Origin of the sequence: Paenibacillus sp. 2KB_20 (genome assembly GCF_052115765.1) — a bacterium.
Classification (GTDB): Bacteria; Bacillota; Bacilli; order Paenibacillales; family Paenibacillaceae; genus Paenibacillus_AQ.
This window is the reverse complement of sequence record NZ_JBFRHH010000004.1, coordinates 257,253-280,857: the sequence shown is the minus strand read 5'-3', so window position 1 is coordinate 280,857 and position 23,605 is coordinate 257,253. Positions and strand designations below refer to the sequence as shown.

Below are 23,605 nucleotides of genomic sequence, written 5' to 3'. Positions count from 1 at the left end.
TTTTGCGGCAAAACTGGTACCGACTCACTATTCTTCGCCATCATCCGAATTCGTTATCCGGTGTACTCTTCGTCATCCTCATCCGGCGAATCAGCAGCGCCGTTGCTGCTGTGCATTTTGCGGTATTGACCGGGCGTGTACCCCGTCTCTTTCTTGAATTTGCGGATGAAGTTCGGCGTGTCCAGGTAACCGACCCGGGTGATGATATCCTTTAATGGATCGGTTGTGTGCAGCAGCAGCCGGATCACCTCATCCATTCGTTTCTGCCAGATGTATTGGGTAAAGTTCATCCCGATCTTCTCCTTGAAGGAGCGGCTGAAATATGATGAAGAGATGGAGAATTTAGACGAGATCGTGCCCAGGCTGAGGTCATAGTCCGTAAAATTGGCATCGATAAAGGCAACGATTTCGTCCATCAGGGAGCTCTCTTCGGTCTCGCTCTTCGCCTCGACATGGGCGCAGATTTCCGCGGCAAGGCCTGCCAGCTTCTTCTCCAAATCCTCCAGCGAGTCATAAGAGGTGACCCGTGGAAGCTGATTGACCACATGATGGATGCCAAGCTCGGACGCGGTCTTCAGCATCGTATTCAGAATATCGAAGCAGATACAGCGCAGCAGCGGTACGGACGGCATTTCTGTCTTCAGGTTATTCAATGCGGTGGATACCATTTGAACCGCTACATCATAACTGCCCTGTTTCAAGCTTTGAACCAGCTTCAGCAGCACATCCTTAGGGATCCAGAAGGATGAATCCTGTGCGCCGGAACCGGAAAGAGCGTTAAAGAAGGTGCTGCTGCCCTGTCCGTGCAGCATGGAAGCCTCCAAAGCGGTTGATGCTTCAATGAAGGATTGATTCAGTTGCTCCGGATAGCTGTAGCGGTTGCCTACCCCGATCGCAGGAGAGACGCCCGTGTGCTCTCCCGCCATCGATTGCAGGGCCAGGGCGATCGGCTCCATACGGGCGTTAAGGCTCGCATCATGCCCGGTTTCGGCATCAAATCCGACAATGAGGGCCAACTGATCGGGCTGTGGCAGCTCCACTCCATAGGCATAGGCGGAAAACGCCGGCAGCTCCACATCGTTCATTAACTGCATGACGGGCCGCCGCTCCGGATTGTCGCCAATGGGCAGGGCGTGCGACTCCCAGCCCATGGTCACGACAAAATAATGGGATTGGCTGAAGCGGATGCCCAGCTTCTCGGTGAACTCGGAAGGGAATTCACCAGTATGGCCATGCTTTAGCAGCATGAGCAGAATATGATTCCGTGCGTAAGGCTCTTGAAGATCGACGCGCTGGCTGTAGTCGTGCAGCGTTTTCTTGATCCATTCCAGCTCGTTGCTGGATGTGGACGTTTCCGGGTCATTCTTCAAGCGGATGAACTCCATCAAGTCTGAAATCGGATGGTATTGCCTGCGAGCCAGCATAATGGCAAGAATGGTACCCATCACTACGACGAAGGAGAATACCAGAATTACAAAGGTACGAATATGAACGATACGGCTGAAAAATTGGTTGCTTGGCATTGCGGTGACATAAGTCCAGCCCGCATCGGATTTAACGGATACAACCGAATGCGGCTCTTGGTTCAAGGAAAGGCTGTGCGTTCCAGGCTCAAGTGCGAACAGGGCGTGGACTTCCTGCTCGGTAATGGTTTCGCCTTGGTGATTGGCGGCCAGCACTTGTCCGTAATTATCGAATATATATGTCATTCCATGATAGTCGCTGAGGATGGATTCGATCAATCCGGTCAGATTGGACTCATGGATCAGGTACATGACGGTGCCGTGGGCGGGCGTATTGTTAGGTGCGATCGGCACAAGGTATGCCAGCATGGAATTTTGGATTTTGGTCCCCTGAACCACTTGCTCCGCCGGACGCATGGTCGGAATCGGGACAGAGTTTAAATCACGGACCATCTCCGTTTCGTTCCAGCTGTTGAATTTGTAGCGGTCGGTGAAGACATTCAGATTCTCAAAGCCCTTTGACGAATAAATGCTGTTATCTCCGCGGAAGAACAGGAACAATTCATCAATAATGGAGCTGGTGGCTTTGTATTTGACCAAGGCCCCGATGGATTCCCGGCTGTAGTAAGGATGGTGAGTCCAATAACGGGTCAGCTGCTCATCGTAGGCGATGCGAAAGGCGATGTCCTGCAATTCTTTCATGCGCTCATCGATGACAGTTTTGGCCTGGGTCAATTGATTGACATTGGTCTGCTCGATCTCGGAACGGAGCGTATTCACGGCATTGTGATAAATAATGATGGTTAATATAACAAGAGGTATCAGGAAAATGGAGATGTAGGACAGTGTGTATTTAAGCAGAAGCTTGGACTTGAAGTGATTCCATTTCATATCTGCAACCTCCCGTTTTTTAACGATTTTAGATTATTAAGTTTTTAGCCGGAACTAATTCATTCTACACACCGAGACGGTTTTCAAATAGCAATTTGTGTTTTCACGTTGCGCCATTTGATAGCGCTATCATAAATGCTGCCGAGGCAGTAGCATTCATGACGAGCCAATAGATACCCTATTAAAAATACTAGGAGAACTTGACTAATAAATCAATGGATCATTTCGAATATACAATGGAATCGCGTCAAAAGTCTCAGATGAGGGGGGATAAAACGAAACAATCGGTTCGAAATAAGCGGGGGATACGTGTTGAAGCGAAGATATCGGTAAAGGGGAGGATTGCAAAAAAAAGAACCCGTAGGTCAGACAACCTGCATGTTGAGGCTGTCCAGTTCACGGGTTCTATAAAGTTCCGTCCAATTTCGGGGGAAACGGACATGTACTTAGGTTGAACGAAATTTCGTCCTAATTTCCTATAAGGATCCCTTCGTAATCGTATTTGCACGATTTTTCGTACAAATTCCTGAGTCGATAGCTCTTATCCATTCAGTTTGTGCGATTTCTCGTACAAATCTCGTAAAAAGCATGGACCGGACCACGCAACGTGCGCACAGGGAGCAGTGCACACATTGAAATTGGTTCCTTACTAGGTTGCGCTGCCCTCCACTTGAGAGAGCTGCAGCTGCTTGCGATAGATGAATCTGGAGATCGATACGCTGATTTCGTACAGCAGGAACAGCGGAACGATCACAATCAAATCGGACATGATATCCGGTGGCGTGATGGTGACGGCCACGATACATAGCAGAAAGTAGGCTGATTTGCGCATTTTGGCCAGCCGATGCGGATTCACGATGCCGAGCTTCGTCAGAAAAACGACGATGGCGGGCATTTCGAACAGGAATCCGAAAGGAACGGTCATATGGATCATGAACGTGAAGTATTTTTGCGCGGTATACATCGTTTGGAATGCGCCTTCGGCCATACGCTGCATGAACTGCAGCACCATCGGGAACAGCACGAAGTATCCGAAGCAAATGCCGGCAATGAATAACACGCTAATCACGGGGATGAGCAGCACGGCCGAGCGATGAGTCCCATCCGGCAGCGCCGGCTGCACGAACCGCCATATTTGATAGGCGGCAATGGGAAGCGTGACGGTTACGGCCACAACGCCTGCAATGATCATATATACCCACATGACTTCGGAGGGACCGAGCAGAACGAGCTGTTTGTCCATGCCTCGTACCAGCCAGTGGTAGATCTTCTCGACGTAGATGAAGGCAGCCACCATTGCGACGAGAAACGCAATTAGGGTGCGGATCAGGCGCTTCCGCATTTCTTCCAGATGCTCGATCGCGCTCTGGTCGTTCGGATTAGCTGTGCTGCTTATCGACCGCTGCAGCAGTTTGCGGAGCATCGTCTTTTTTTCCATTCTCGTCGTCTCCGTTCATCAAGCCACGGGTTGCGCCCTTGAATTCGCTTAAGGTCCGCCCGAAAGCGCGACCGAGCTCAGGAAGCTTGGATGGACCGAATATGATGAGTGCGATAATCAAAATAAGAATTAAACCACCGATGCCAATGTTGCCAAACGGCATGATCCTCGCTCCTTTCGATTGGTATTACTCCAGTTTGAAGCCGCTAATGGCCACGACGGCGCAGCGCGCCATGTTTTCACCGGAGCGGTGAGGCCATGTGCTGGTTGGTTTGCTGAGGTCCTCCGTATTCTCGCCCGGGTGTTGAACGGATAGGAAGAGCGTCTGCTCATCGGGTGTGAAGAAAGGACCTGTAAGCTCGGATTCCACCGGACCGGAGGCGAATTGCAGCGCGACCCCTTGATCCGGCCCGCTTGTTGGAATCACAAACAGTCCGTTGTTCATAAAGGGTTTGTGAACGCCTTTGTTCTGGCTGCTGCTGGAGATATCCGTCACGACCCACAGATCGCCGTTCGAGTCGAAAGCCAGGTTGTCCGGCGAGCTGAATCCGGATTGGCGTCCTCCCGCAGCAAAAATTTCAAAGTCAAACTCCATGGCTGCCAGATCGTTGCCCGCTTCAAAAATGCGCGTTATATGACCATGGATGTTGCCGTGATTATCGTTGTTCGTATGGCAGATAAACACGGTGTTATCGAACGGCGAGATTTCGATATCCTCCGGACGGTCCGTTGGTGTTCCGCCGACAAGACGCGCAGCTTCCTGGCAGTAAGTGACAACATCGCCTTGGGACTTGAATTTGGCTTGGGCCTCTTTATCCTCTGCGGCTGCCTTGGTTACGGCCTCCAGGGTGACCGGCTGCCATTTGCCCGACTTCAGGTTGGCCACGTACAGGGTTCCGTCTTCCAGAAGCGCGGAGTTAGCGCGGCCTTTGCTTTTATCATATTTGCTTTTGCTAATGAATTTATAGACGCAGGCATCCTTCTTGTCGTCGCCCATATAGACAACGACCCGGCCGTCTGCGGCAAGGCCCATCGCGGTATTCTCATGATTAAATCTGCCGAGGGCGGTATGCTTCTTCAGGAAGGATTTATCGAACGGATCGACCTCAACGACCCAGCCGTAATGCGTATCCGGGAGGTTAGAGACTGCCGCGGTGTCCTCGAAGTTCTCCTCGCAAGATAAGACTGTGTTCCAAAGCGTCACTCCGCCGGAGCAGTTGGCAAACGTGCCGGTAGCTGTCGTTGCGCCTTTCAGGGCAGGGATGCCTTTGGCCGGACCGGTGATATCGAATTTGCTGAAGCCGTTGATGCGGCGGGCATGGGTGGAGGTGGTGTCCATTTTCCATACCCCCTTCTCGTCACGGTATACTTCGATAACAGACATGCCTTGGTAATACAGGTTTTTATGGATTTGATCCGCCGTCATCTTCCCATCCTTTACAGGACCGATGGAGAAGATGGTGGAGTATTCATGATTGTTGACCAGAAGGCCGCGGACATTGGAGCCCTTAAGCGGGAAAAATGCGTTGTAATCACAGCCGGAGCCGAATTTTTCGCCAGCCGGATTGATCACGTCATCAAAAGCCGCAATGACATCATATTTAAAGTTTTTAGGCAGGACGAGCTGGTCTGCTTTGGTTGGTTCGATTGGTTCGAAGTAACCGCTGACCCGATTCGTTTTGAATCCGAACAGATGATTTGCGGTTCCGGACATGGCCGAAGCCTTCCCTTCCAATACACCTAAGCCTGCGGAAGCGGCAGCCAATGCGGTTGCGCCAGTACCCAGATAAGACAGAAACGTTTTGCGATCCATCGTTTTACTCAAGCTTATCCACCCCTAATGTATAAATTGCCATCAGGACAAGTTTATAGGGGAAGTGTTAAGGGAATATCATCGGTGAATGGTGGAATTGTAAAAATAAAGTGATATTGGAGGGGGCGTCTAGCGGCGCCCCTGTACATGGCTGGACTTGCGGAGGATATGCATAATCATATGGAGTTGCCCTTGTAGCGCTGACGCATCTGTTCGGCCATGACACGAATTTCCTCAGTGCCTGGCATCGTAAACCTGGAAGCGGCTTCTGTCAGCTCCTTGCCTGACTGCCAGCTGCGGATGACCTCTTTTACAGCAACGATAAACGGGTGGACGGGGTTTTGACTGGTGCCGATGTTCGTAAGCTCTTCAAGACTGGCGGTGCTGTTAGCCTCTACTAGAGGATATTGCTTGGGGTCTGCACCCGCAGCGGCAATATCATAGAAGGAACGAACCAGCCGGGCGCGCTTGCTGCCTGAACCTTCGGCTATGATAAAAGCCTGGATAATGAAGGCTTTACGTTGCCGCCGCTGGGCAATGCCGCAAAATTTAAGGCCACCTATGCTTAGATCGAACGTTCCGGGACAGAAGGCGCCAGCAATTTCGCCGGTATCTACGTTCTGTCCGGTGCCGCGGAGGGCCTCCCGGATCAGCTCCACCATGATCTCAAAGTCCTGATGAAAGTCAGGCGCCGGTCCCGTAGAGGAAAAGGGGAGGATGAGGGACAGGTTCACCACGCCAGCGTCTAAGGGAACCGCAGCACCGCCCGAATGGCGGACGGCGGTGTCATAGCCGAGGGAACGAAGCATGGCTACCCCTTGTGGTGCATGGGGGAGGCGGCTGTCGAGCACGCCCATGACAAAAGCGCGCGGATGCCGCCACAGATGGCAGACGGCCGGCCCGCCATCTCCGGTCAGCCTGCATAGGAGCTCGTCCAGCGCAAAATGGTACAGCACGTCCTGATGCGATAAATCATGTGTCCGGTCGAGCAGCAGAACAGGTTGATCTTCAGGTAGTGACAGCGGAATATTCACGCTTTCTTGCGCCTCCTCTTATATGTGGATCGTGCATAGACCATGGAAGGGTTTGTCTTCCGAGGGGGAGCCCGATCGTTATTTTCTTTGAACAGCATACCATAAATTCATACTGAAGCGGCGAGCCTCGCCTTATGAGTCGGGAACTTTCGACGTTTTTGTTTAGATATCAGAAAGTATAAACTTCGAGGCTCGTGACCTCCTGATATCGCAAGGAAAAACTTCTTCTAACTGCGGTCCGTCTTCTGTGGATGTACGTTGATCGACATTTTTGTTATAATCCGAGTAAGTTTATTGTCTTTATGAGTAATTTGGTTTAGTGGAGAATGATTTCACTTCCTATATAGAGGAGAGCATCAACATCATGGAGATTTATAATAGTGTAGTTGATATGATCGGTCAGACGCCAATGGTGAAACTTCAGCGGCTAGTGCCTGAAGGGTCTGCTGATGTCTATGTAAAGCTTGAGAGATTCAATCCTTCCGGAAGCGTGAAGGATCGTGCGGCGTACAATCTGATTCATACCGCAGAGGAACAAGGATTACTCCAACCAGGCGGTACCATTATTGAGCCAACGAGCGGGAACACGGGCATTGGCCTGGCGATGATAGCAGCAGCCAAGGGTTACCGCGCTATCCTGATTATGCCGGACAACATGTCCAAGGAACGGATAAATATATTGAAGGCGTACGGCGCGGAGGTCGTGCTGACACCGAGCAGCGAGCGCATGCCGGGTTCCATTGCCAAAGCGCTTGAGCTCAGGGAGCAGATTCCCGGCAGCTTCATTCCGCAGCAGTTTGAGAATGCGGCCAACCCAGACATTCACAGGTTGACGACAGCGCCGGAAATTTTGGGGCAGATGGAAGGGCGGCTGGATGCCTTCGTGGCAACGGCGGGAACGGGCGGCACCGTAACCGGTACCGGGGAAGAGCTGAGGAAGTCCCTGCCGAATCTGCATATCGCGGTAGTCGAGCCGAAGGGCTCGCCTGTGCTCTCCGGCGGACAGCCTGGACCGCACAAGCTAGTGGGCACGAGCCCGGGTTTTGTACCGAAGATTCTGAATACGAGCGTATATGACGAGATCATCCAGATCGCCGACGAGGATGCGTTGCAAACGGTGCGGGATTTGGCTCGCAGGGAAGGAATTCTGGTGGGGCCGTCCTCCGGCGCATCGGTATTCGCTGCTCTTCACGTAGCGAAGCGGCTGGGGGAAGGAAAGCGGGTTATCTGTATTGCTCCGGATACGGGAGAGCGGTATTTGAGCATGGATATTTTCTAAGTGAGAAGGACCTCCGGTTAACCGGAGGTCCTTTCTTGGTGTTCTATGGAGGGTATCCACTGCTTAAGCTGCTGCATGAGTTGTCGATGACTCTTCACGACGATCACTTTGCCGGGATAATCTTCGAGCGTATCCTGAATCTGATATCTGCCTTCCCGCTGAAACGCGGCGCTCCATTCGAACATCTTTTTGAACATGTCCCAGCTGGGTGTATAATGCGCCTGTTCAAGTCGCAGTCGCTGCTTGATGAACCTTGTAATGATCCGGTAGGTTATTGTGGAGTAGGACGGGTTCAGGAATATGATAAGATCTGCACGGCGGAAGCTGGGGCTGACCCATTTAAGGTGAGCGCCTTCGATGATCCAGCATTTCGTGTTGATGATGCTTATTAACATCGCATCCCGGTCCGCATCGCTCCTCCGAATATCATCCGGCTCGGCTCGCTCCCACACCACATTGTCGAGCTCGTAATAAGGAATGTGGAACTGGGCGGACAGCGTCCTGGCGAGTGTCGTTTTTCCGCTTCCGACGGAGCCGATAATATGGATCCGGTTCGGAATGTTAGTTACCATAGGAGATCACCGCATTCATGAGAAATGGTAGCTACTTATTTCGGTACCGATGCGGTGATCTCCTGTCCTATTATTCGTAAAATTACACAACATCCTGCGGCGAATCGCAGAGCAACTTGAAGAAAGCCATGATTTGCTCAGCAATCCAGGCCGGTTGTTCTGCTGCAATGAAGTGTCCGCCAGCATTTAGATCCTTCCAGTGGATCACATTCGGGAAGATCCGTTCTACATATGATCGGGGCGGACGCTCGTTCCGCTGAGCGCTTAAGGTGACACCATGCGGTACAAGTGAACTTTCTTTGGGCCCCGGCCACCTCGTATGCTTGCCTTCATAATAATAGCGGTTCGAGGCGTTGATGCTCTGGGTTAACCAGTAGATGGAGACGTTGGCCATGAGCTGCGCCTTGTTGAAATGCTGCGACACATCGCCATCCTCGGGAGATGTCCAGTAGTGCCATTTTTCCAGAATGAACGCGGCCAGCGCTACGGGTGAATCATGCAATCCATAAGCTGCCGTCTGCGGCCGCGTGCCCAGAATATGGGCGTAAGCGCCCTCCTCGCGTCCCCATTGCTTCTGATAGTCGAGGAACTCGGCCTCCTCGGCTGAAAGCGTTGAGTTCGAATCCAGATAGGGACTGGGATTCCCTGGCGATGTGGTGTGATGGCCGATGAAACGGTCGGGATGGTCGAGACACATGAGTCCCAGAATGCTGGCTCCGATATCATAGCCGTGTGCACCGAATCGTTCGTAACCGAGCTCCGTCATGAGTTTCATGAGCAGTTCCCCCGCCTGGCGATCTTCAAAGCCCGGACGCAGTTCGATACCCGAGAATCCATGTCCCGGGATCGATGGAATGACAACGTCGAAGGAAGTTTCCGTATGGCCGCCAAATTGCTCAGGATTCGTGAGGTAAGGGATAAGATCCAGCATTTCATAGAAGGAGCTGGGCCAACCGTGGGCGATGAGGAGCGGGATGGGGTGTTCACCGCTGCCTTTAATATGTATGAAGTGAATGTCCACTCCATCGATTTCAGCGATATAATTCGGATAGGCCTGAATGGAGCGCTGGAAGGCTTCCCAATCGAACTCATGCCTCCAGTAGGCGGTCATTTCTTTCATGAAATCCAGGGGGATTCCATAATCCCATTGTCCGCCGGGGATTTCGTCAGGCCATCGGGTCATGTCCAGGCGCTGATATAAATCATCGATGGCGGCGGGCTCGATTTGAAAAGAAAACGGTTGGATCTTCATTCGCTTCACCTCTTGGAAAGAATGGGAGTCTGGTATACTGATAACAACAAACTTGCGGTAGGGAAAGATAAATGGAGACAATGGCTTTCTTTATAACGTTGTGAGTGACCGTTAAATTTATATAACTGGTTAGATAACCGATAAATACACTTTACTGGTTTGTTTTGGAGAAATCAATAGGAGGTTTGTTTGTTGTGGGACAGGAATTTGATCAACTCGAAATCATCGCGGATTTTATCAATACCCATGATAAACGCATGCGATATGAAGGAGATCCGGGTTTGGAGCTGCTCCAGACTGCGGAGGAGCTGCGCATGTGGCTGTTAAAAAACGGCTTTATTCTGGAACAGGACAACGTATCTGAAGAGGATCTGGCTTTGGCCCGCGAGCTGCGGGGTGGCTTAAGAGCAGCCATTCCGAATAATATACATGATCATCAGGAAGCTGGCTTCCAAGCGTTAAACCGTGTAACTGGCCAGTACCGGTTCTCCTACCGTTTCGGTGAAACTTCAGATGCAATCGAGCCAGTGGATGCCCAGGGAAAGGGGGGCATGGCCCGGCTGTTGATTCTGGTATTTCGGCTTCGTGAAAAGAATATGTGGGGCAGATTGAGAGTGTGTACGGCCGAAGATTGTCAGTGGGTATTTGTTGACCGGTCGAGGCCGGGAACGGGAAAATGGTGCTCGATGAAAGCCTGCGGCAATCGGGCGAAGAATAAAACATATCGGGAGCGAAGCAAGTCCATGGGATGAATCGCAGCCATGGGACCAGGTTTGAATCAGGTCCAACTCCAAAGACCCATCAAGCGTTTGACTTGGTTGGTCTTTTTTTTATGGAGCCGAATCATTCCAACAGGAATAAACGATTCAGTAACGAAATGATTGTAACCTATTATTTTTAAAAAAATGTTGACGTCTTTGTCGATTAGGGAATTCTCTATTCGTTGATTAAGCATAGAACGAAAATTCAAGATAGTCTCGAGAACCAGGAGGGAATAAGAATGAGATTTATGATGATTGTAAGGGCAACCGAGGATTCCGAGGCAGGCGTATTGCCAAGCGCAGAGCAGTTGGATGCCATGATGAGGTACAACATGGAGCTGGCCAGAGCGGGCGTGCTGCTTGCCGCCGATGGGCTCCATCCAAGTTCGGGCGCTATCCGGATATCTTATCCGGAGCCCGGGGGCAAGCCCAAAATTACCGATGGTCCCTTTACGGAAGCGAAGGAACTGATCGCGGGGTATACCTTGATTGAAGTGAAGACGAGGGAAGAGGCGATCGAGTGGGCTAAACGCATGCCGGATCCACACGGCTTCGGTGCGGGCCAGATCGAGCTCCGTCAGGTGTTTGAACCGACTGACTTAACGCAGGACCCAGAGGCGCAGGCTAAACAATACGAAATGCGTGAACACATCCAAAGGCAGAATCCGTAATGTCAGGAGCAGATACCCATCGCACGATCGATGCCATCTGGAGAATCGAATCCTCCAAAATCATTGCCTACCTGACTCGCATGGTTCGTGACGTCGGTATCGCCGAGGATCTTGCTCAGGATGCGCTTATCGCTGCGCTGGAACGCTGGCCGATAGACGGCATACCGGATAATCCCGGTGGATGGCTCATGACCGCTGCGAAGCGCAAAGCGCTGGACCTGCTGCGCCGGAATAAGGTACGCGATCAGAAGTATGAGCTGTTGGGACGCGATATGGATTCCCGGATGGATTCGGATATTGAGGTGCCGGAGGCGGGGGAAGTGAACGACGATCTTCTGCGGCTGATCTTCATGACCTGCCATCCGGTTCTATCCCCTGAAGCGCGGGTGGCTCTGACGCTGCGCTTGCTTGGCGGATTAACGACGGCGGAGATTGCCCACGCCTATCTTGTGCCTGAACCGACGATCGCGCAGCGAATCGTTCGTGCCAAACGGACGCTGTCGGCGACCCGGGTGGCATTCGAGATTCCTCAGGGAGCCGAGCTTAAACCGCGATTGTCATCGGTTCTTGAGGTCATCTACCTCATGTTTAATGAGGGGTATGCAGCTTCATCCGGCAGCCAGTGGATTCGCCCGCTGCTGTGTCAGGAAGCGCTTCGGATTGGGCGGGTGCTGGCAGAGATCGCCCCGACGGAGGCCGAGGTGCATGGTTTGGTTGCGTTAATGGAATTTCAATCCTCTAGGTTCAAGTCCCGGGTCAACGCGGAGGGGGAGCCTGTCCTGCTCATGGATCAGAATCGGGCCTTGTGGGATTATTTATTGATTCGGCGCGGTTTTGCCGCTCTGGATCGGATCGAGCGGTTGGGTGGAATGACCGGGCCTTATGCTATCCAGGCAGCCATCTCCGCATGTCATGCCGGAGCGCCCAGTGCCGCAGAGACCGACTGGATTCGAATCTCCGCGCTGTATGAGGCATTGGCACAGGTTTCTCCTTCGCCCATCGTGGAATTGAACCGGGCCGTGGCCCTCTCCATGGCTTTCGGTCCGGAGATCGGGCTTGAGATCGTGGACATTTTACGCTGCGAGCCTGCCTTGAAGGGATACCATCTCCTCCCGAGCGTAAGGGGAGACCTGCTCTTTAAGCTGGGACGCCTGGACGAAGCCTGCGCCGAGTTCAAGCTGGCCGCATCGATGACGGATAACCTGAGGGAACGGGCCCTGCTGCTTGACCGTGCGGCAGAATGCCTGCCAGCGGAGTCCTAAAACAAGCTGGAGAAACATTTTTAAAAAAATTTCAAAAAAATATGAAGCTGTGTCGATTACATAAAATCTCGTTCGTCATTTAGATATAAAACTAAAAAATGAACCGAGAGGAAGATGAACATGCAAGCACAAATGGTACCTTTTATTATTTCGGAGGATGCAAGAGCTCAGGCGGATTTTTACATGCAAGCGTTGGGTGGAGAGATCGGTTTGTTGACTACCTTCAAGGACATGCCGGGCATACCGGAAGCTCATCAGGATAAGATTATGCACATGTCGTTAACGCTGGCTGGTTGCAATAAGCTCATCCTCACCGATGCTTTTCAGGAAACCGGCAAGAGCACGAACATGGGTCTGGCTATCACGTTCGATAACGAGGAAGACGCCCGCGCCGCCTATCGCCATCTTAGCCATGGGGGTACCGAGAAGTATCCGTTTGCCCTTCAGCCTTGGGGAGCCTATTACGGCGAAGTGGTGGACCGATACGGTATGACTTGGCAGATGGTTCATCAGGGTTGAGCTGAAAAATACAATACTACGAAACACAAGGAGACAGTAAGATGAATCAAGATGTAACAGAGTACATTGCAGCGATCAGTGATACCTGGAAGGTGGAGGTCAGCGAGCGGCTTCGGGAGCTCGTGTACAGCAAGATCCCGGATGTTTCGGAACGGCTTCAATATAAAAAGCCCCATTTTCTGAAGAATGGAAAATATGCGGCGGTGATCAGCGTCGCGAAGAGCGCCGTGAGCTTTACGATTTTTAATGCGGACAGCCTGGATTGGTCTGAAGCGTTGTTTGAAGGACCGCCTGAACGAAAAACCATCAAAATCACGTCGGGGCAGCAGGTCGATTATGATGCGCTTGGATCCCTGCTGAAGCAGGCATCCGATGGACTGTAAATCATATGTAATAGGAAAGCGCGGATAACCGGTTCGAAGCGTTCCTGATATAATAGCCGCGATCCTATGAGGATCGCGGTATGTGTCATTCTACTTCTTGGTGCCGTGCTGCTTGGTCGGCAGCTTGTCGCTTGGCGTTCCTTTGCCGTGATTCTCTTTGTTGCGACGGGCCTTCTCCGCATTCTCGTTCATTTTTTCCACAAAATCGTGCGTGCTTTCCATATGACGTAAGCTCCTTTTGCTCAGAATGTATGGCCTTGCCTGATCGTGCTTAATATAACCATTTCGTTGTGATCATATTTGGTGACTTTGGAATGGATATGGATGGTGAGCGGGAGGTTCGCTTGGCGAACGAGTTTATGGTGGATGGACAATCGTATATACTGGCGGGTCCCGAGTTGAGCGACCTGAACACGTACATGGTCGAGCTGGGGCGCTCCCACAACCCTGAATTGCTGCCGGGGTACACGATAAACGATCAGGGGCCCTGAGGTATGTCTTTTTTGGTTTCATAGGGATTGCGAACGAAATGGAGAAGGTATCTGTCATATCACGGCAAAAAAATACCCTGCCACAGGCAAACGCCCGGGCGGGGTATTTATGGTGTTTGATTACTTCTTATGACTGATCAACAGCTCATATTTATTTAAGGAAGCGCCCAAAATATTCTCGTTGCGGCCCTGACCGTGGGATTGCCGGAATGATTCGCTGGAAGTCCAGCGTTTGAAGGCCTCCTCGTCTTCCCATACCGTAGAGACCTTCAGTTCCTCAGCCTCTGCGCCTTCTTTGGATTCGTGCCATACTTCCATCCGCACGAATCCCTCAATGTCCTGCACGCCCTTCGCTTCAGCGAATCGCTGCGCAATTTCTTGTCCGAAGCCCGGTTTAACCTTAATCGAGTTTGTAACAACCAGCATGCTTGATTCCTCCTTCGGTGATGACCGGATACATTCCAGTAATGTCTAGCCCCTTGCATGTATGTCCATTATACATGAATGAGCATTCTGATTTCATCTTGGGAGGAACTGTGCTTTATGCCGAAAAAAGCATGGAATACTCAGGTCGCTGGAGGACCTTCTGCCGGAAACTCTGCGGTAGGGATGGCGGCAGCTGGCGTCATGGCTTTGGGTTTCGCCCTGCCGCTCCACGACCAGTAGGTGCCGATGCGCAGCAGCCGTTCAATTGGGCCGCCGTGGAATCGTTTCAACCAGAGCAGGCTGCCCGTTGCCAGTACAGCATAGATCAGGATCGCCAGCAGCGCTCCTTGCAGCACACCGAGCTTGCCGAACATGCCCAGCCCGAACCCGTAGAATATCAATACGCATACAACGCTTTGCGTCAGATAGTTGGTTAGCGACATCCGTCCAACCGCTTCAAACGCCCGGATGATAACGGATTGTTTAGACGAGAAGGCGTATAGGGAGGCGAACAGATGGATATAGCCCAGCGCGAGCAAAGGTCCGCCAATCATCGTGAAGACGCCGCTCCAGTTGTCGGTCGACCCGAGCATAACCCCGGCGGTCTTTAGACCAAGCCCGACCGGAACGAGTAGAGACCATCTTAGATACAGCTTGATCTCATTGGAAGGATGAAGGAAGCGCCCGCGCTTGGCTGCGACCATACCAAATAGGAACATCGGCGCGCTCATCAGCGGAGCAATCAGAATGACCAGCAGCAGCATCCAGTCTGGAAGGCCGAGGGGCATCTCTTCGGTTGACCGAAAATGCAAAATCTCGCCGTACGTGCCGCTGCCGTAAATTTCAATGGACTGCTTCACATAATTCTCCATGCGCTCTGTTTCACCTGTCCCAGGCTCCATGGAGCCATATCCGAAGATGGCAAACAGCGTTAGGAAGAGGATGCCCCAAATCAAGATCGTTTTGGCCTTCCGTTTCACAAATAGTAACAGGAAAAGCCCGATCGCTCCGTAAAACAACAGAATATCGCCTTCCCAGATGAATGTGGAATGCAGCCAGCCGAGAATGATCAGCAGCACGGACCTGCGGAAGAAGCTGCGGCCATATTTGAGCCCTTTGCCAATCAGGCTTTCCCGCATTTTAATCATGCTGTAACCGAACAGGAACGTAAAGATTGGCATGAAGCTGCCCTCTACGAATACTTTCAGCATGTCATGGCTGATCAGATCCAGCGTGGATGGCTGGAAGAGATGCAGCTCGTCTTTGCCGAACATGCCGTATTGAAAAATAAGCATATTGGCCATCAGGATGCCGAGCAAGCTCAAGCCGCGAATCGCATCCACGGCCGTGGAACGTTTATTTGAATTCATATCAATCACCTCTGACACCAAGTATAAAGCTCGAAATGAAATAACTCGGAAACGGCATCCTAACTTTTTCTTAACTCTTTCAGCATTTGTTTAACTCCTGTTAAGGTTGTTGTGCTAGCATAAATGTCGGGTGAGATAAAATGGATCAAACACGAATTTTAATTGTAGATGACGAACCTTCCATTGTGAAAATGCTGCAGATGGTGCTGCGCAAGGAAGGCTTTAACCGCATATACACGGCTTCCAGCTGTAAGGAGGCGCTTAACGAAATTGCTGCACACGGAGCGGATATCGTGCTGCTGGATGTCATGCTGCCGGACGGCACGGGATTTGATCTCTGTCCGCAGATCCGTTCCTATGGTAGTCCGCACATCCTGTTTCTGACGGCCAAGGCATCGGATCTGGATGTGTTGACCGGTTTTGCGATGGGCGGAGACGATTATGTCACCAAGCCCTTTAATCCGCTGGAGATTGCCGCAAGAATCAAGGCGCGTCTGCGCCGTGGCGGCATCGGGACGACCGTATCGTCTGAGCAGCCGGTGATCCAGCGTGCATGGGATTTCGGCCGGTTTAAGGTTGATGAATCTGCCGGGGAGCTTACGGTGCTGGGAGAGCCTGTGTCTTGTCCGGCGCAGGTCTTTCAGCTGCTGCTTTATTTTTGCAAGCACCCGGGGGTGGTATTCTCCAAGTCGCAGCTGTACGAAGCCGTGTGGGGCATCGACGGCATGGGCGAGGACAACACCGTCATGGTGCATATTCGCCGCATCCGCGAGCGCATCGAGGAGGATCCGAGCAACCCGCAATATTTACTGACGGTCCGGGGGCTCGGCTACAAGCTGGTTAAGGAGAAAGTCCGATGAGACTGCGCAGAAGGCTGGCTTTTCATTTTACGTACCAATTGATTGCGTTCTCGGCGTTTATGTTTTGCTTCCTGATCGTGCTCTTATTCTTCCTGATCAGACATATCAGCGAAGATGAGCTCCAACGCAACTTTCCAACAGGTGTCCTCGACAGTATCGTCATGGAGACGGTGACAGAGAAAGGCGAAGTATTGTTGGAGGACCATTGGAAGCTCTTGCTGCAGGAGAATGATATGTGGCTTCAAGTCGTGGATATGAAGGGGAATGTGATTCATTCCACCAACACGACCTCAAGTGTTCCTTCGAAATATTCGGTAAGCAACTTGCTTGAGATTAAGGAGGAGCGCCGTTTTGGAAAGTATATGATGGATTGGCAGATGGACCTGACGTATACGGAACCTCTGCTGTTTATGATTGGCTGGATTGATGAGAGCACGGATCATCTTCGGACATGGTATGCCCGGTATCAAGACGGTGGTAGGGTGAGGCCGGAGGATGAAGTAGCCCTCCGTCGCGAATTGGCTGGTCTAGGCGGGTATTTGCACGTCATTGACCGGGAGGGCCGCGTTGTCCAGGGGATTGGAGCCCATGCGGATCAAAAGACGAGCTACCATCCGCTGGAGATCATCGCGATGCAAGAGCAGCCCGGCACGTATTCAACGCATATTGCGGTTTATCGCGACGCTGCCAGCGGCAACACCTGGGTGTATCATACGCCGCGGGACGGTGCCCTGAAGAAGCGACCAATGATGAACGAGCTGATTCGTGTGGCGCTGTTTACCATGATTTGCGTACTGCTGCTGTCGCTCGGGGTGGCCATATGGCATGGATATCGATACAGCCGTCCGCTGCTGCTGTTTACCGGATGGTTTGAGCGGATGGGCATAGGAGCGTATGAGGAAGTGCTGACACCGAAGGACCGGAAGCGGGTATTCCGCAAGAACGGAAAGCTGCGCACGCGCTTCAAGCTGTACAAGGAAGTGATTCATTCTTTTTACAAGATGGCGGAGCAGCTTGCCGAGACCGAGAGGGAACGGGAGCGGCTCGATCGTAATCGGGAAGAATGGATGTCCGGGATATCGCATGATTTGCGTACTCCGTTGTCCTCCATCCAGGGTTACGGCTATATGCTCGAGAGCGCGCCCCAGGATTGGAGCCAGGAAGAGCTGCGGGAGATGGGAACCGTGATCCGGGAGAAGGGCGGGTACATGCTGGAGCTTATCGATGATTTCTCGCTCGTATTCCGTCTGAGAAGCGAAATCCGGCCGCAGGAGCTGACCCGGCTTGATCTGAACGAGCTGGTGCGTCGCTGTGTGCTGAAATACGTCAACGATGCCACGCTGGATGCGAATTTTAATTATATCGGTGGCGAAAAAGCACTGCTCATTGACGGTAATGCCAAATGGCTGCAGCGGTTGATGGATAATCTGATCACGAATGCCGTAAAGCATAATCCGGAGGGCGTCAACATTGAAGTGCGTGTAGAGAGGCACCCTGCTGGCGCGGCGATCGTAGTAGCGGATCAAGGTGTAGGGATGGATGAAGAGACCCGCTGTAATCTGTTCGAGCGTTATTACCGGGGAACGAACACCGAAGAGAGTATGGATGGCTCGGGGCTCGGGATGAGCATCGCGAAGGCGATTGTCGAAGCACATCGGGGACGGGTAAATGTGTGGTCTGAAGTGGGCCGGGGAACCACCATCACCGTTCTATTGCCTGAGGCTGCCGTACAAGAAGGCGAGGGGGCTGTTGAACGCGATTAAGGACTGACGTTTTTCCTGGATTGTCATGTCCGGAATGAGCTCTAAAAATCCTTCAACATTCCTATCCTGCTGCCGGCCCGGTTGCGCTATAATGGCTAAGCAACGATTACATGAGGTCCGGAGGATATTATGGGTTCAACTTCGTTTCGGCAATTGACTGGCAATGCGCGGGGCTGTCTCGTCTATGAGCCGCTGTTTCTCATCCCTTACAGCATGTTCACGACGTACACCTCCATCTACATGTACCAACTTGGGGTAACCGAGACGGGAATCGGCTGGATTACCTCCATCGGTTTGCTTGTGCAGGTGCTTTCTTCGTTTCTCAGCGGGTATTTAACAGACCGTTTAGGCAGAAAAAAGGCGCTGCTATACTTCGACTTACTAAGCTGGACCGTGGCCACGCTGCTCTGGGCCATTTCACAGAACTTCTGGTTTTTTGTGATCGCGGCCGTGATCAACGGCTTTCAGAAGGTGCCGCATACCGCCTTTTACTGTCTGCTGGTGGAGGATACCGCACCGAAGGAGCGAACCTATGTCTTTACGCTGCTGCAGCTGATTAGCGTCGTGGGCGGCTTGTTTGCACCGATCGGCGGACTGCTGGTGTATCATTTCACGCTTGTGCCCGGAGTGCGCATCATGTTCGTGCTGGCCTGTATCCTGATGACGATCCAGTTCATTGGGCGCCATTATGCGACAAGGGAGACGGATATCGGATACCGAAAGATGAAGGAAACGAAGGCGATGAGCCTGCGGGAAGGGATGTCCGACTATGCCTTGGTGATGAAGAGCATGCTCGGAAATCCGCTGCTGCTGATGATCTTCGGCGTTTATATATTGTTCAATTTTCAGATGACGGTGAAGACGACCTACGTCTCCATCTTCATGGTGGAATATTTGCATTTGGGCAGCGGCCTGATCTCGGTTTTTCCGGCATTCTCCTCTGTCATTATGCTAATATTCATGCGGTGGATCATGCCCCGAATCGGGGAGCAGCATGTGCACCGGACGATGGTATGGGGATTCGTAATATCGGTATTGTCCAATGTCATACTGGTGTTTGCGCCGCAAGGGGATCTGCTGGTGCTGAGTTTGAGCACTGTCATTGCCGCCATCGGTACGATGATGACATATCCGTATCTGGAGACGGCGGTGGCCAATGCGATAGACGATGAGAACCGCGCCAAAATATTCGCGCTGCTCCAGGTGCTCATTCTTATTGTCATTTCGCCTTCCGGCATCATTGGCGGCTGGGCATATGGCATCGACCCGAGAATTCCGTTCTTGCTTGTTGCCGGCGCATTTGTGATCAGCATCCCGCTTATGATGCTGTACGGCAAAAAGGCAAAGGCAGCTCCCGTTGAAGCCGGAGTTTAGCTTGGGCATGGAGATTGAGCCAATGGCTAAAAAGGTTGAGTGCACGCTTTAAGCTATGGGAAGCGTAAAAATATGAATGAAGAGGCACTCCAGGCAAGGGGGAGCCTCTTTTTTGCGTTGGTTATTGCAATTTGGTTAGTGTTCACTTATGATATGAGCATGAAAAAGAAACCTCATTTCGATAGCAAGAAGAAGGATATTTTGCAGGCTGCCATGAAACTCTTCGCCGAGAAAGGCGTGGATGGCGTATCGGTGAAGGAGATCGGCGCAGCGGCGGGTGTAACGGATGCAGCGATCTATAAGCATTTTACGAATAAGGATGCCGTGGCTGCGGAAGCGTTCGAGGAATACTGTAGCAGTTATACGCGTCTGGTGGATGATTATGCTTCCCGGCCCGGCTTGTTTGCAGAGAGACTGTCGGCGCTCGTCATCCGGGTATTGGCGGCGTATGACGAGGATAAATACGGCTTGCTGCTCTTGTCCCAGCATCACGAGCTGTTTACGGAGGTGCTCAAGAGCAGGGGACGTCAGCCGCTGGACGCCTTGCATGATCTGCTTGAGCAAGCGGTGTTGCAGGGGGATATTCCGCCGCAGAACACGCGATTAACCGCTGTGTTGATCATTGGTGCATTCAGCCAGCTTGCAATCTCAACGATGCAAGGAGAGCTGAAGGAACCGTTGTCGCCGCTGGCACCTGAAGTGACGGCGCATCTATTGGCATTAACAGGTTTGGGAAAAGGTCGGGAGTGACCTTTTCTTTTTACCATGAGGTTAGTGTTTGTTAACCAAATCATGAGGGGGAAGAAACATATGAAAAAGGTTTTAATTATTCAAGGCAATCCCATTGAGAACAGCTATGGCAGTCAACTGGCAGAGGTCTATGCAAGGGGGGCGGCCGAATCCGGAGCAGAGGTGCGGGAACTGGTGCTTGCGGAGATGGAGTTTGACCTGAATCTGTCCGGTGGCTATAAGGGTAAACAACCGCTAGAGCCGGATCTGCAAAAAGCGCAAGAACTGATCTCTTGGGCGGATCATCTGGTGTTTGTGTATCCGAATTGGTGGGGCGGCATGCCGGCGCTGCTCAAAGGGTTCATAGACCGGGTTTTTCTGCCAGGCTTCGCGTTTAAGTACCGCCGGAACTCGCCTTTGCCGGAGCAGCTGCTCAAAGGGTTCATAGACCGGGTTTTTCTGCCAGGCTTCGCGTTTAAGTACCGCCGGAACTCGCCTTTGCCGGAGCAGCTGCTCAAAGGGAAAACGGCCCGTTTGATCGTCACGATGGATTCGCCATATATCTACTACCGCTTCTATCTCGGTCAGCCGGGACATCAAATGATGAAGCATTCCATTCTGAAGTTCTGCGGCGTGGGCACGGTTCGTGCCACGAACATTACGCAGCTTCGCAAAATGCCTGAAGTGGCAAGAAAGCAATGGCTTGAGCGTGTGCAGAGAATGGGTCGGAAATTGGCTTGAGCTGGCAGGGCGTAAGATAAACAGTTCCTTCCAATGGCTTGACTTCTCGGGCAGGAGGATTATAATTCATACAACAAATGAAACGAAAAGAGAATGGAAGAATAAGTTTAATCAAAATCAAATCTTGATGTATATGCCGGGGAATAGGGCCCAGGCGTTTCTACCAGGTTACCGTAAATGACTTGACTACATGAAGGTTGAGAATCCCACCACCCAAAGCCCGGCTTCGTAATGATTGAAGCCGGGCAGGAGGATCATCTTGATTGGAATCCGGCAGGTTTTAACGGATGAGGTGGTGTGCAGACTAGATAGCATACATTGCTGATGCACGGGATTTCTCTTCCTCTATGGATATAGTACAGGCACCCCGGGCAGATACGCTGCCCGGGGTGTTTGCGTGTTATACAGCGGATCGATTTTGTGTTTTTACCGTTCATGATAAGAAAAACGTCTATCGACGCACTTTAACAGATGATAGACCGCAATTAGATGAAGTTTTTATTGCGATATCAGGAAGTTAAAAGCTTCGAAGTGTATACTTTCTGATATCTAAAGAAAAAAGGGGAGCGTGCAATCATCATGAGTTCAAGCAAGAGACAGAAACGATACGAGGTTAGCCGGAAGCTGGGAAAGGTTTCCTTAGGACAGGAGCCTGCCGATCTGGTCATCAAGAACGGCACACTGGTGAATGTGTTTACAGGCGAGCTTCAGGAGCAGGTGGACGTGGCCATGGCATCCGGACGCATCGCTTATATCGGCAACGCGGATCATACGATCGGGGAAGGGACTCGGGTCATCGAAGCGAATGGCCGCTATATCTCGCCAGGCCTGCTCGACGGTCATATGCATGTGGAGAGCACGATGCTCACCGTGACCGAGTTTGCCAAGGCGGCTATCGTTAGTGGAACGACTGGGGTTTATATGGATCCCCATGAGATTGCCAACGTATTCGGCATGGAAGGTGTGCGCTGGATGCATGAGGAAGGGCAGCAGCTGCCGATGAAGGTGTTCACCACCGTTCCTTCGTGTGTACCGTCGACCTTTGATCTGGAGGATGCTGGGGCGCAGCTGGGCGTAGCCGACATTGAGGAAGGGCTGACATGGCCCGGTGTTGCCGGGCTTGGCGAAGTGATGAATTTCCCGGGCGTCGTGTATGGCGATCCGACCATGAGCGGGGAGATCGAAGCCACGCTGCGTGCGGGCAAGACGGTGACAGGACATTTTCCGGCAGAGGATGTCCGGATGCTGCAGGCATATATGGCAACCGGCGTAAGCTCCGACCATGAAACGGTAACCAGAGAGCAGGCCTTGGAGAAGGTTCGCCTCGGTATGCACCTGATGATCCGTGAGGGTTCAGCTTGGCAGGATGTGAAGGAAGTTGTTAAGGTTATAACGGAAGATAAGGTGCGAACAGACAATATTTCTCTGGTTACGGATGATGTATATCCGCAGACGCTGCTGAGACTCGGACACATGAACCATGTAGTCCGCCGCGCTATGGAAGAGGGCGTGGACCCGGTTACGGCGATCCAGCTGGGAACGATCAACGTGGCTCGTTATTTCGGCATGGACAATGAGCTTGGCAGCATTTCGCCAGGCAAAACGGCAGATATTTTGCTGATTGATGATCTGAAAAGCATGGTACCTTCCGTCGTGATCACGGATGGCGAAGTGGTTGCAGAGAACGGTCGACTCGTGAAGGCATTCCCGGTATATCAATATCCGGAAAAAGCGTTTAACTCGGTCCGGCTGCAGCGTTCGCTTACCGCGGATGACTTCCTGCTCCGCAGCAAATTCGATGCCGCACGTACGGAAGTGAACGTGGTCCGCGTCATCGAGAACAGCGCCCGTACCGCCAAAATGACGGCGGTGCTCTCCGTGCAGCAAGGGGTAATCCAGCCAGATCTGGATCAGGACGTGGTTCAACTGGCGTGCATTGAGCGCCACGGCACGACGGGACAAATTTCGCTCGGTTTTGCCAGCGGCTTCGGACTCAAGTCCGGCGCGGTTGCGTCCACGGTAGCACACGACAGTCATAATCTGCTTGTGATGGGTACGAATGCCGAGGATATGGCACTCGCTGCGAATGAGCTGGCGGCATGCGGAGGCGGCATGATCGTGGTACGGGACGGCAAGGTGCTGGCGAAAGTGGCGATGCCGATTGCCGGTTTGCTGGCGGACCGTCCGGTCGAGATTGTAGCGGAGGAAGTCGCTGCCTTAGAGGAGGCTTGGAAGGAGCTTGGATGCTATATCCATGCGCCGTTCATGACCTTCTCGCTGATTGCGCTGCCGGTGATTCCGGAAATCCGCATTACCAACCGCGGGATCGCAGACGTAACGGAATTCAAGCTCATCGAGACCGAGATTGGCGCGGTTCAATAAGATTGCAGATACACCGAAGCAGGTTGGCCTGAGGGCGAACCTGCTTTTTTGGTGCGTAAATACCGGGCTTGGCCTGTGAGTGGATGCCGCAAGCCATGTTCCAATTGATAATCCTCACATATTCCACCGCC

23 protein-coding genes and 1 riboswitch are annotated in these 23,605 nt (G+C 52.1%); of the genes, 13 read left to right on the top strand and 10 right to left on the bottom strand.

Annotated features, from left to right (window positions below):
• Positions 1-53: 53 nt before the first annotated feature.
• The 5 genes from AB4124_RS13415 to AB4124_RS13395 form a co-directional block, all read right to left on the bottom strand.
• Positions 54-2,354: a helix-turn-helix domain-containing protein gene (locus AB4124_RS13415; protein WP_441973152.1), complete on the bottom strand. Its 2,301-nt coding sequence runs from the start codon at positions 2,352-2,354 to the stop codon at positions 54-56.
• Between the two features lie 649 nt (positions 2,355-3,003).
• Positions 3,004-3,777, bottom strand: a complete 774-nt coding sequence (gene tatC, locus AB4124_RS13410; protein WP_076323863.1) for a twin-arginine translocase subunit TatC — start codon at positions 3,775-3,777, stop codon at positions 3,004-3,006.
• The gene (tatA, locus tag AB4124_RS13405) at positions 3,734-3,955 is read right to left on the bottom strand and encodes a twin-arginine translocase TatA/TatE family subunit (protein WP_015737862.1); all 222 of its coding nucleotides are present in this window, start codon (positions 3,953-3,955) and stop codon (positions 3,734-3,736) included. The genes tatC and tatA overlap by 44 nt, the downstream gene beginning before the upstream one ends.
• Positions 3,956-3,979: 24 nt before the next feature.
• Positions 3,980-5,605: a PhoX family protein gene (locus AB4124_RS13400; RefSeq protein ID WP_441973303.1), complete on the bottom strand. Its 1,626-nt coding sequence runs from the start codon at positions 5,603-5,605 to the stop codon at positions 3,980-3,982.
• 176 nt (positions 5,606-5,781) lie between these two features.
• Entirely contained in the window at positions 5,782-6,639 is an 858-nt protein-coding gene (locus AB4124_RS13395; RefSeq protein ID WP_441973151.1) for a lipoate--protein ligase family protein, read from the bottom strand.
• 364 nt (positions 6,640-7,003) lie between these two features.
• Here AB4124_RS13395 and cysK point away from each other — a divergent pair, with 364 nt between their 5' ends.
• Entirely contained in the window at positions 7,004-7,918 is a 915-nt protein-coding gene (gene cysK / locus AB4124_RS13390; RefSeq protein WP_339268663.1) for a cysteine synthase A, read from the top strand.
• A 17-nt stretch (positions 7,919-7,935) separates the two neighbouring features.
• Here the strand turns inward: cysK and AB4124_RS13385 are convergent, their stop codons facing one another.
• Both AB4124_RS13385 and AB4124_RS13380 read right to left on the bottom strand, forming a co-directional pair.
• The gene (locus AB4124_RS13385) at positions 7,936-8,490 is read right to left on the bottom strand and encodes a DNA topology modulation protein FlaR (protein ID WP_430187113.1); all 555 of its coding nucleotides are present in this window, start codon (positions 8,488-8,490) and stop codon (positions 7,936-7,938) included.
• Positions 8,491-8,572: 82 nt separating this feature from the next.
• Positions 8,573-9,742, bottom strand: coding sequence for an epoxide hydrolase family protein (locus AB4124_RS13380; protein WP_441973150.1), 1,170 nt, complete (start codon positions 9,740-9,742; stop codon positions 8,573-8,575).
• Positions 9,743-9,936: 194 nt separating this feature from the next.
• Between AB4124_RS13380 and AB4124_RS13375 the strand changes: the two genes are divergently transcribed.
• The 5 genes from AB4124_RS13375 (at position 9,937) to AB4124_RS13355 (ending at position 13,338) form a co-directional block, all read left to right on the top strand.
• The gene (locus AB4124_RS13375; protein WP_430109090.1) at positions 9,937-10,494 is read left to right on the top strand and encodes a CGNR zinc finger domain-containing protein; all 558 of its coding nucleotides are present in this window, start codon (positions 9,937-9,939) and stop codon (positions 10,492-10,494) included.
• A gap of 248 nt (positions 10,495-10,742) precedes the next feature.
• A complete protein-coding gene (locus AB4124_RS13370) occupies positions 10,743-11,174 on the top strand; it encodes a YciI family protein (protein WP_076323869.1) in 432 nt (143 codons plus the stop codon).
• Positions 11,174-12,436 (top strand): RNA polymerase sigma factor, encoded by a 1,263-nt coding sequence (locus AB4124_RS13365; protein ID WP_441973149.1) that lies wholly within the window; start codon positions 11,174-11,176, stop codon positions 12,434-12,436. The genes AB4124_RS13370 and AB4124_RS13365 overlap by 1 nt, the downstream gene beginning before the upstream one ends.
• Positions 12,437-12,556: 120 nt before the next feature.
• A complete protein-coding gene (locus AB4124_RS13360; protein WP_441973148.1) occupies positions 12,557-12,955 on the top strand; it encodes a VOC family protein in 399 nt (132 codons plus the stop codon).
• A 41-nt stretch (positions 12,956-12,996) separates the two neighbouring features.
• Entirely contained in the window at positions 12,997-13,338 is a 342-nt protein-coding gene (locus AB4124_RS13355; RefSeq protein ID WP_441973147.1) for a DUF1801 domain-containing protein, read from the top strand.
• Positions 13,339-13,428: 90 nt separating this feature from the next.
• On the opposite strand, the gene AB4124_RS13350 is transcribed toward AB4124_RS13355, so the two are convergent.
• Positions 13,429-13,560 (bottom strand): DUF4023 domain-containing protein, encoded by a 132-nt coding sequence (locus AB4124_RS13350; RefSeq protein WP_009590359.1) that lies wholly within the window; start codon positions 13,558-13,560, stop codon positions 13,429-13,431.
• A gap of 92 nt (positions 13,561-13,652) precedes the next feature.
• On the opposite strand from AB4124_RS13350, the gene AB4124_RS13345 reads away from it, so the two are divergent.
• On the top strand, positions 13,653-13,829 hold the full coding sequence (locus AB4124_RS13345) for a hypothetical protein (protein ID WP_441973146.1): 177 nt from the start codon (positions 13,653-13,655) through the stop codon (positions 13,827-13,829).
• A gap of 120 nt (positions 13,830-13,949) precedes the next feature.
• On the opposite strand, the gene AB4124_RS13340 is transcribed toward AB4124_RS13345, so the two are convergent.
• On the bottom strand, positions 13,950-14,255 hold the full coding sequence (locus AB4124_RS13340; RefSeq protein ID WP_430187124.1) for an antibiotic biosynthesis monooxygenase: 306 nt from the start codon (positions 14,253-14,255) through the stop codon (positions 13,950-13,952).
• Positions 14,256-14,395: 140 nt separating this feature from the next.
• Positions 14,396-15,625 carry a DUF418 domain-containing protein gene (locus AB4124_RS13335; RefSeq protein WP_441973145.1) on the bottom strand — a complete coding sequence of 410 codons (1,230 nt, stop codon included), beginning with the start codon at positions 15,623-15,625 and terminating at the stop codon, positions 14,396-14,398.
• Between the two features lie 140 nt (positions 15,626-15,765).
• Between AB4124_RS13335 and AB4124_RS13330 the strand changes: the two genes are divergently transcribed.
• From AB4124_RS13330 to ade, 6 genes are all read left to right on the top strand, one after another.
• A complete protein-coding gene (locus tag AB4124_RS13330; protein ID WP_339268649.1) occupies positions 15,766-16,485 on the top strand; it encodes a response regulator transcription factor in 720 nt (239 codons plus the stop codon).
• Positions 16,482-18,248, top strand: a complete 1,767-nt coding sequence (locus tag AB4124_RS13325; RefSeq protein WP_430109099.1) for a sensor histidine kinase — start codon at positions 16,482-16,484, stop codon at positions 18,246-18,248. The genes AB4124_RS13330 and AB4124_RS13325 overlap by 4 nt, the downstream gene beginning before the upstream one ends.
• A 129-nt stretch (positions 18,249-18,377) precedes the next feature.
• On the top strand, positions 18,378-19,622 hold the full coding sequence (locus AB4124_RS13320; protein WP_441973144.1) for an MFS transporter: 1,245 nt from the start codon (positions 18,378-18,380) through the stop codon (positions 19,620-19,622).
• Positions 19,623-19,781: 159 nt separating this feature from the next.
• Positions 19,782-20,372 carry a TetR/AcrR family transcriptional regulator gene (locus tag AB4124_RS13315; protein ID WP_339273721.1) on the top strand — a complete coding sequence of 197 codons (591 nt, stop codon included), beginning with the start codon at positions 19,782-19,784 and terminating at the stop codon, positions 20,370-20,372.
• A 60-nt stretch (positions 20,373-20,432) separates the two neighbouring features.
• A complete protein-coding gene (locus tag AB4124_RS13310; protein WP_441973143.1) occupies positions 20,433-21,092 on the top strand; it encodes an NAD(P)H-dependent oxidoreductase in 660 nt (219 codons plus the stop codon).
• Positions 21,093-21,199: 107 nt separating this feature from the next.
• A riboswitch (purine riboswitch) is annotated at positions 21,200-21,301 on the top strand.
• A gap of 370 nt (positions 21,302-21,671) precedes the next feature.
• On the top strand, positions 21,672-23,474 hold the full coding sequence (gene ade / locus AB4124_RS13305; RefSeq protein WP_430109105.1) for an adenine deaminase: 1,803 nt from the start codon (positions 21,672-21,674) through the stop codon (positions 23,472-23,474).
• The last annotated feature ends 131 nt before the right edge of the window (positions 23,475-23,605 follow it).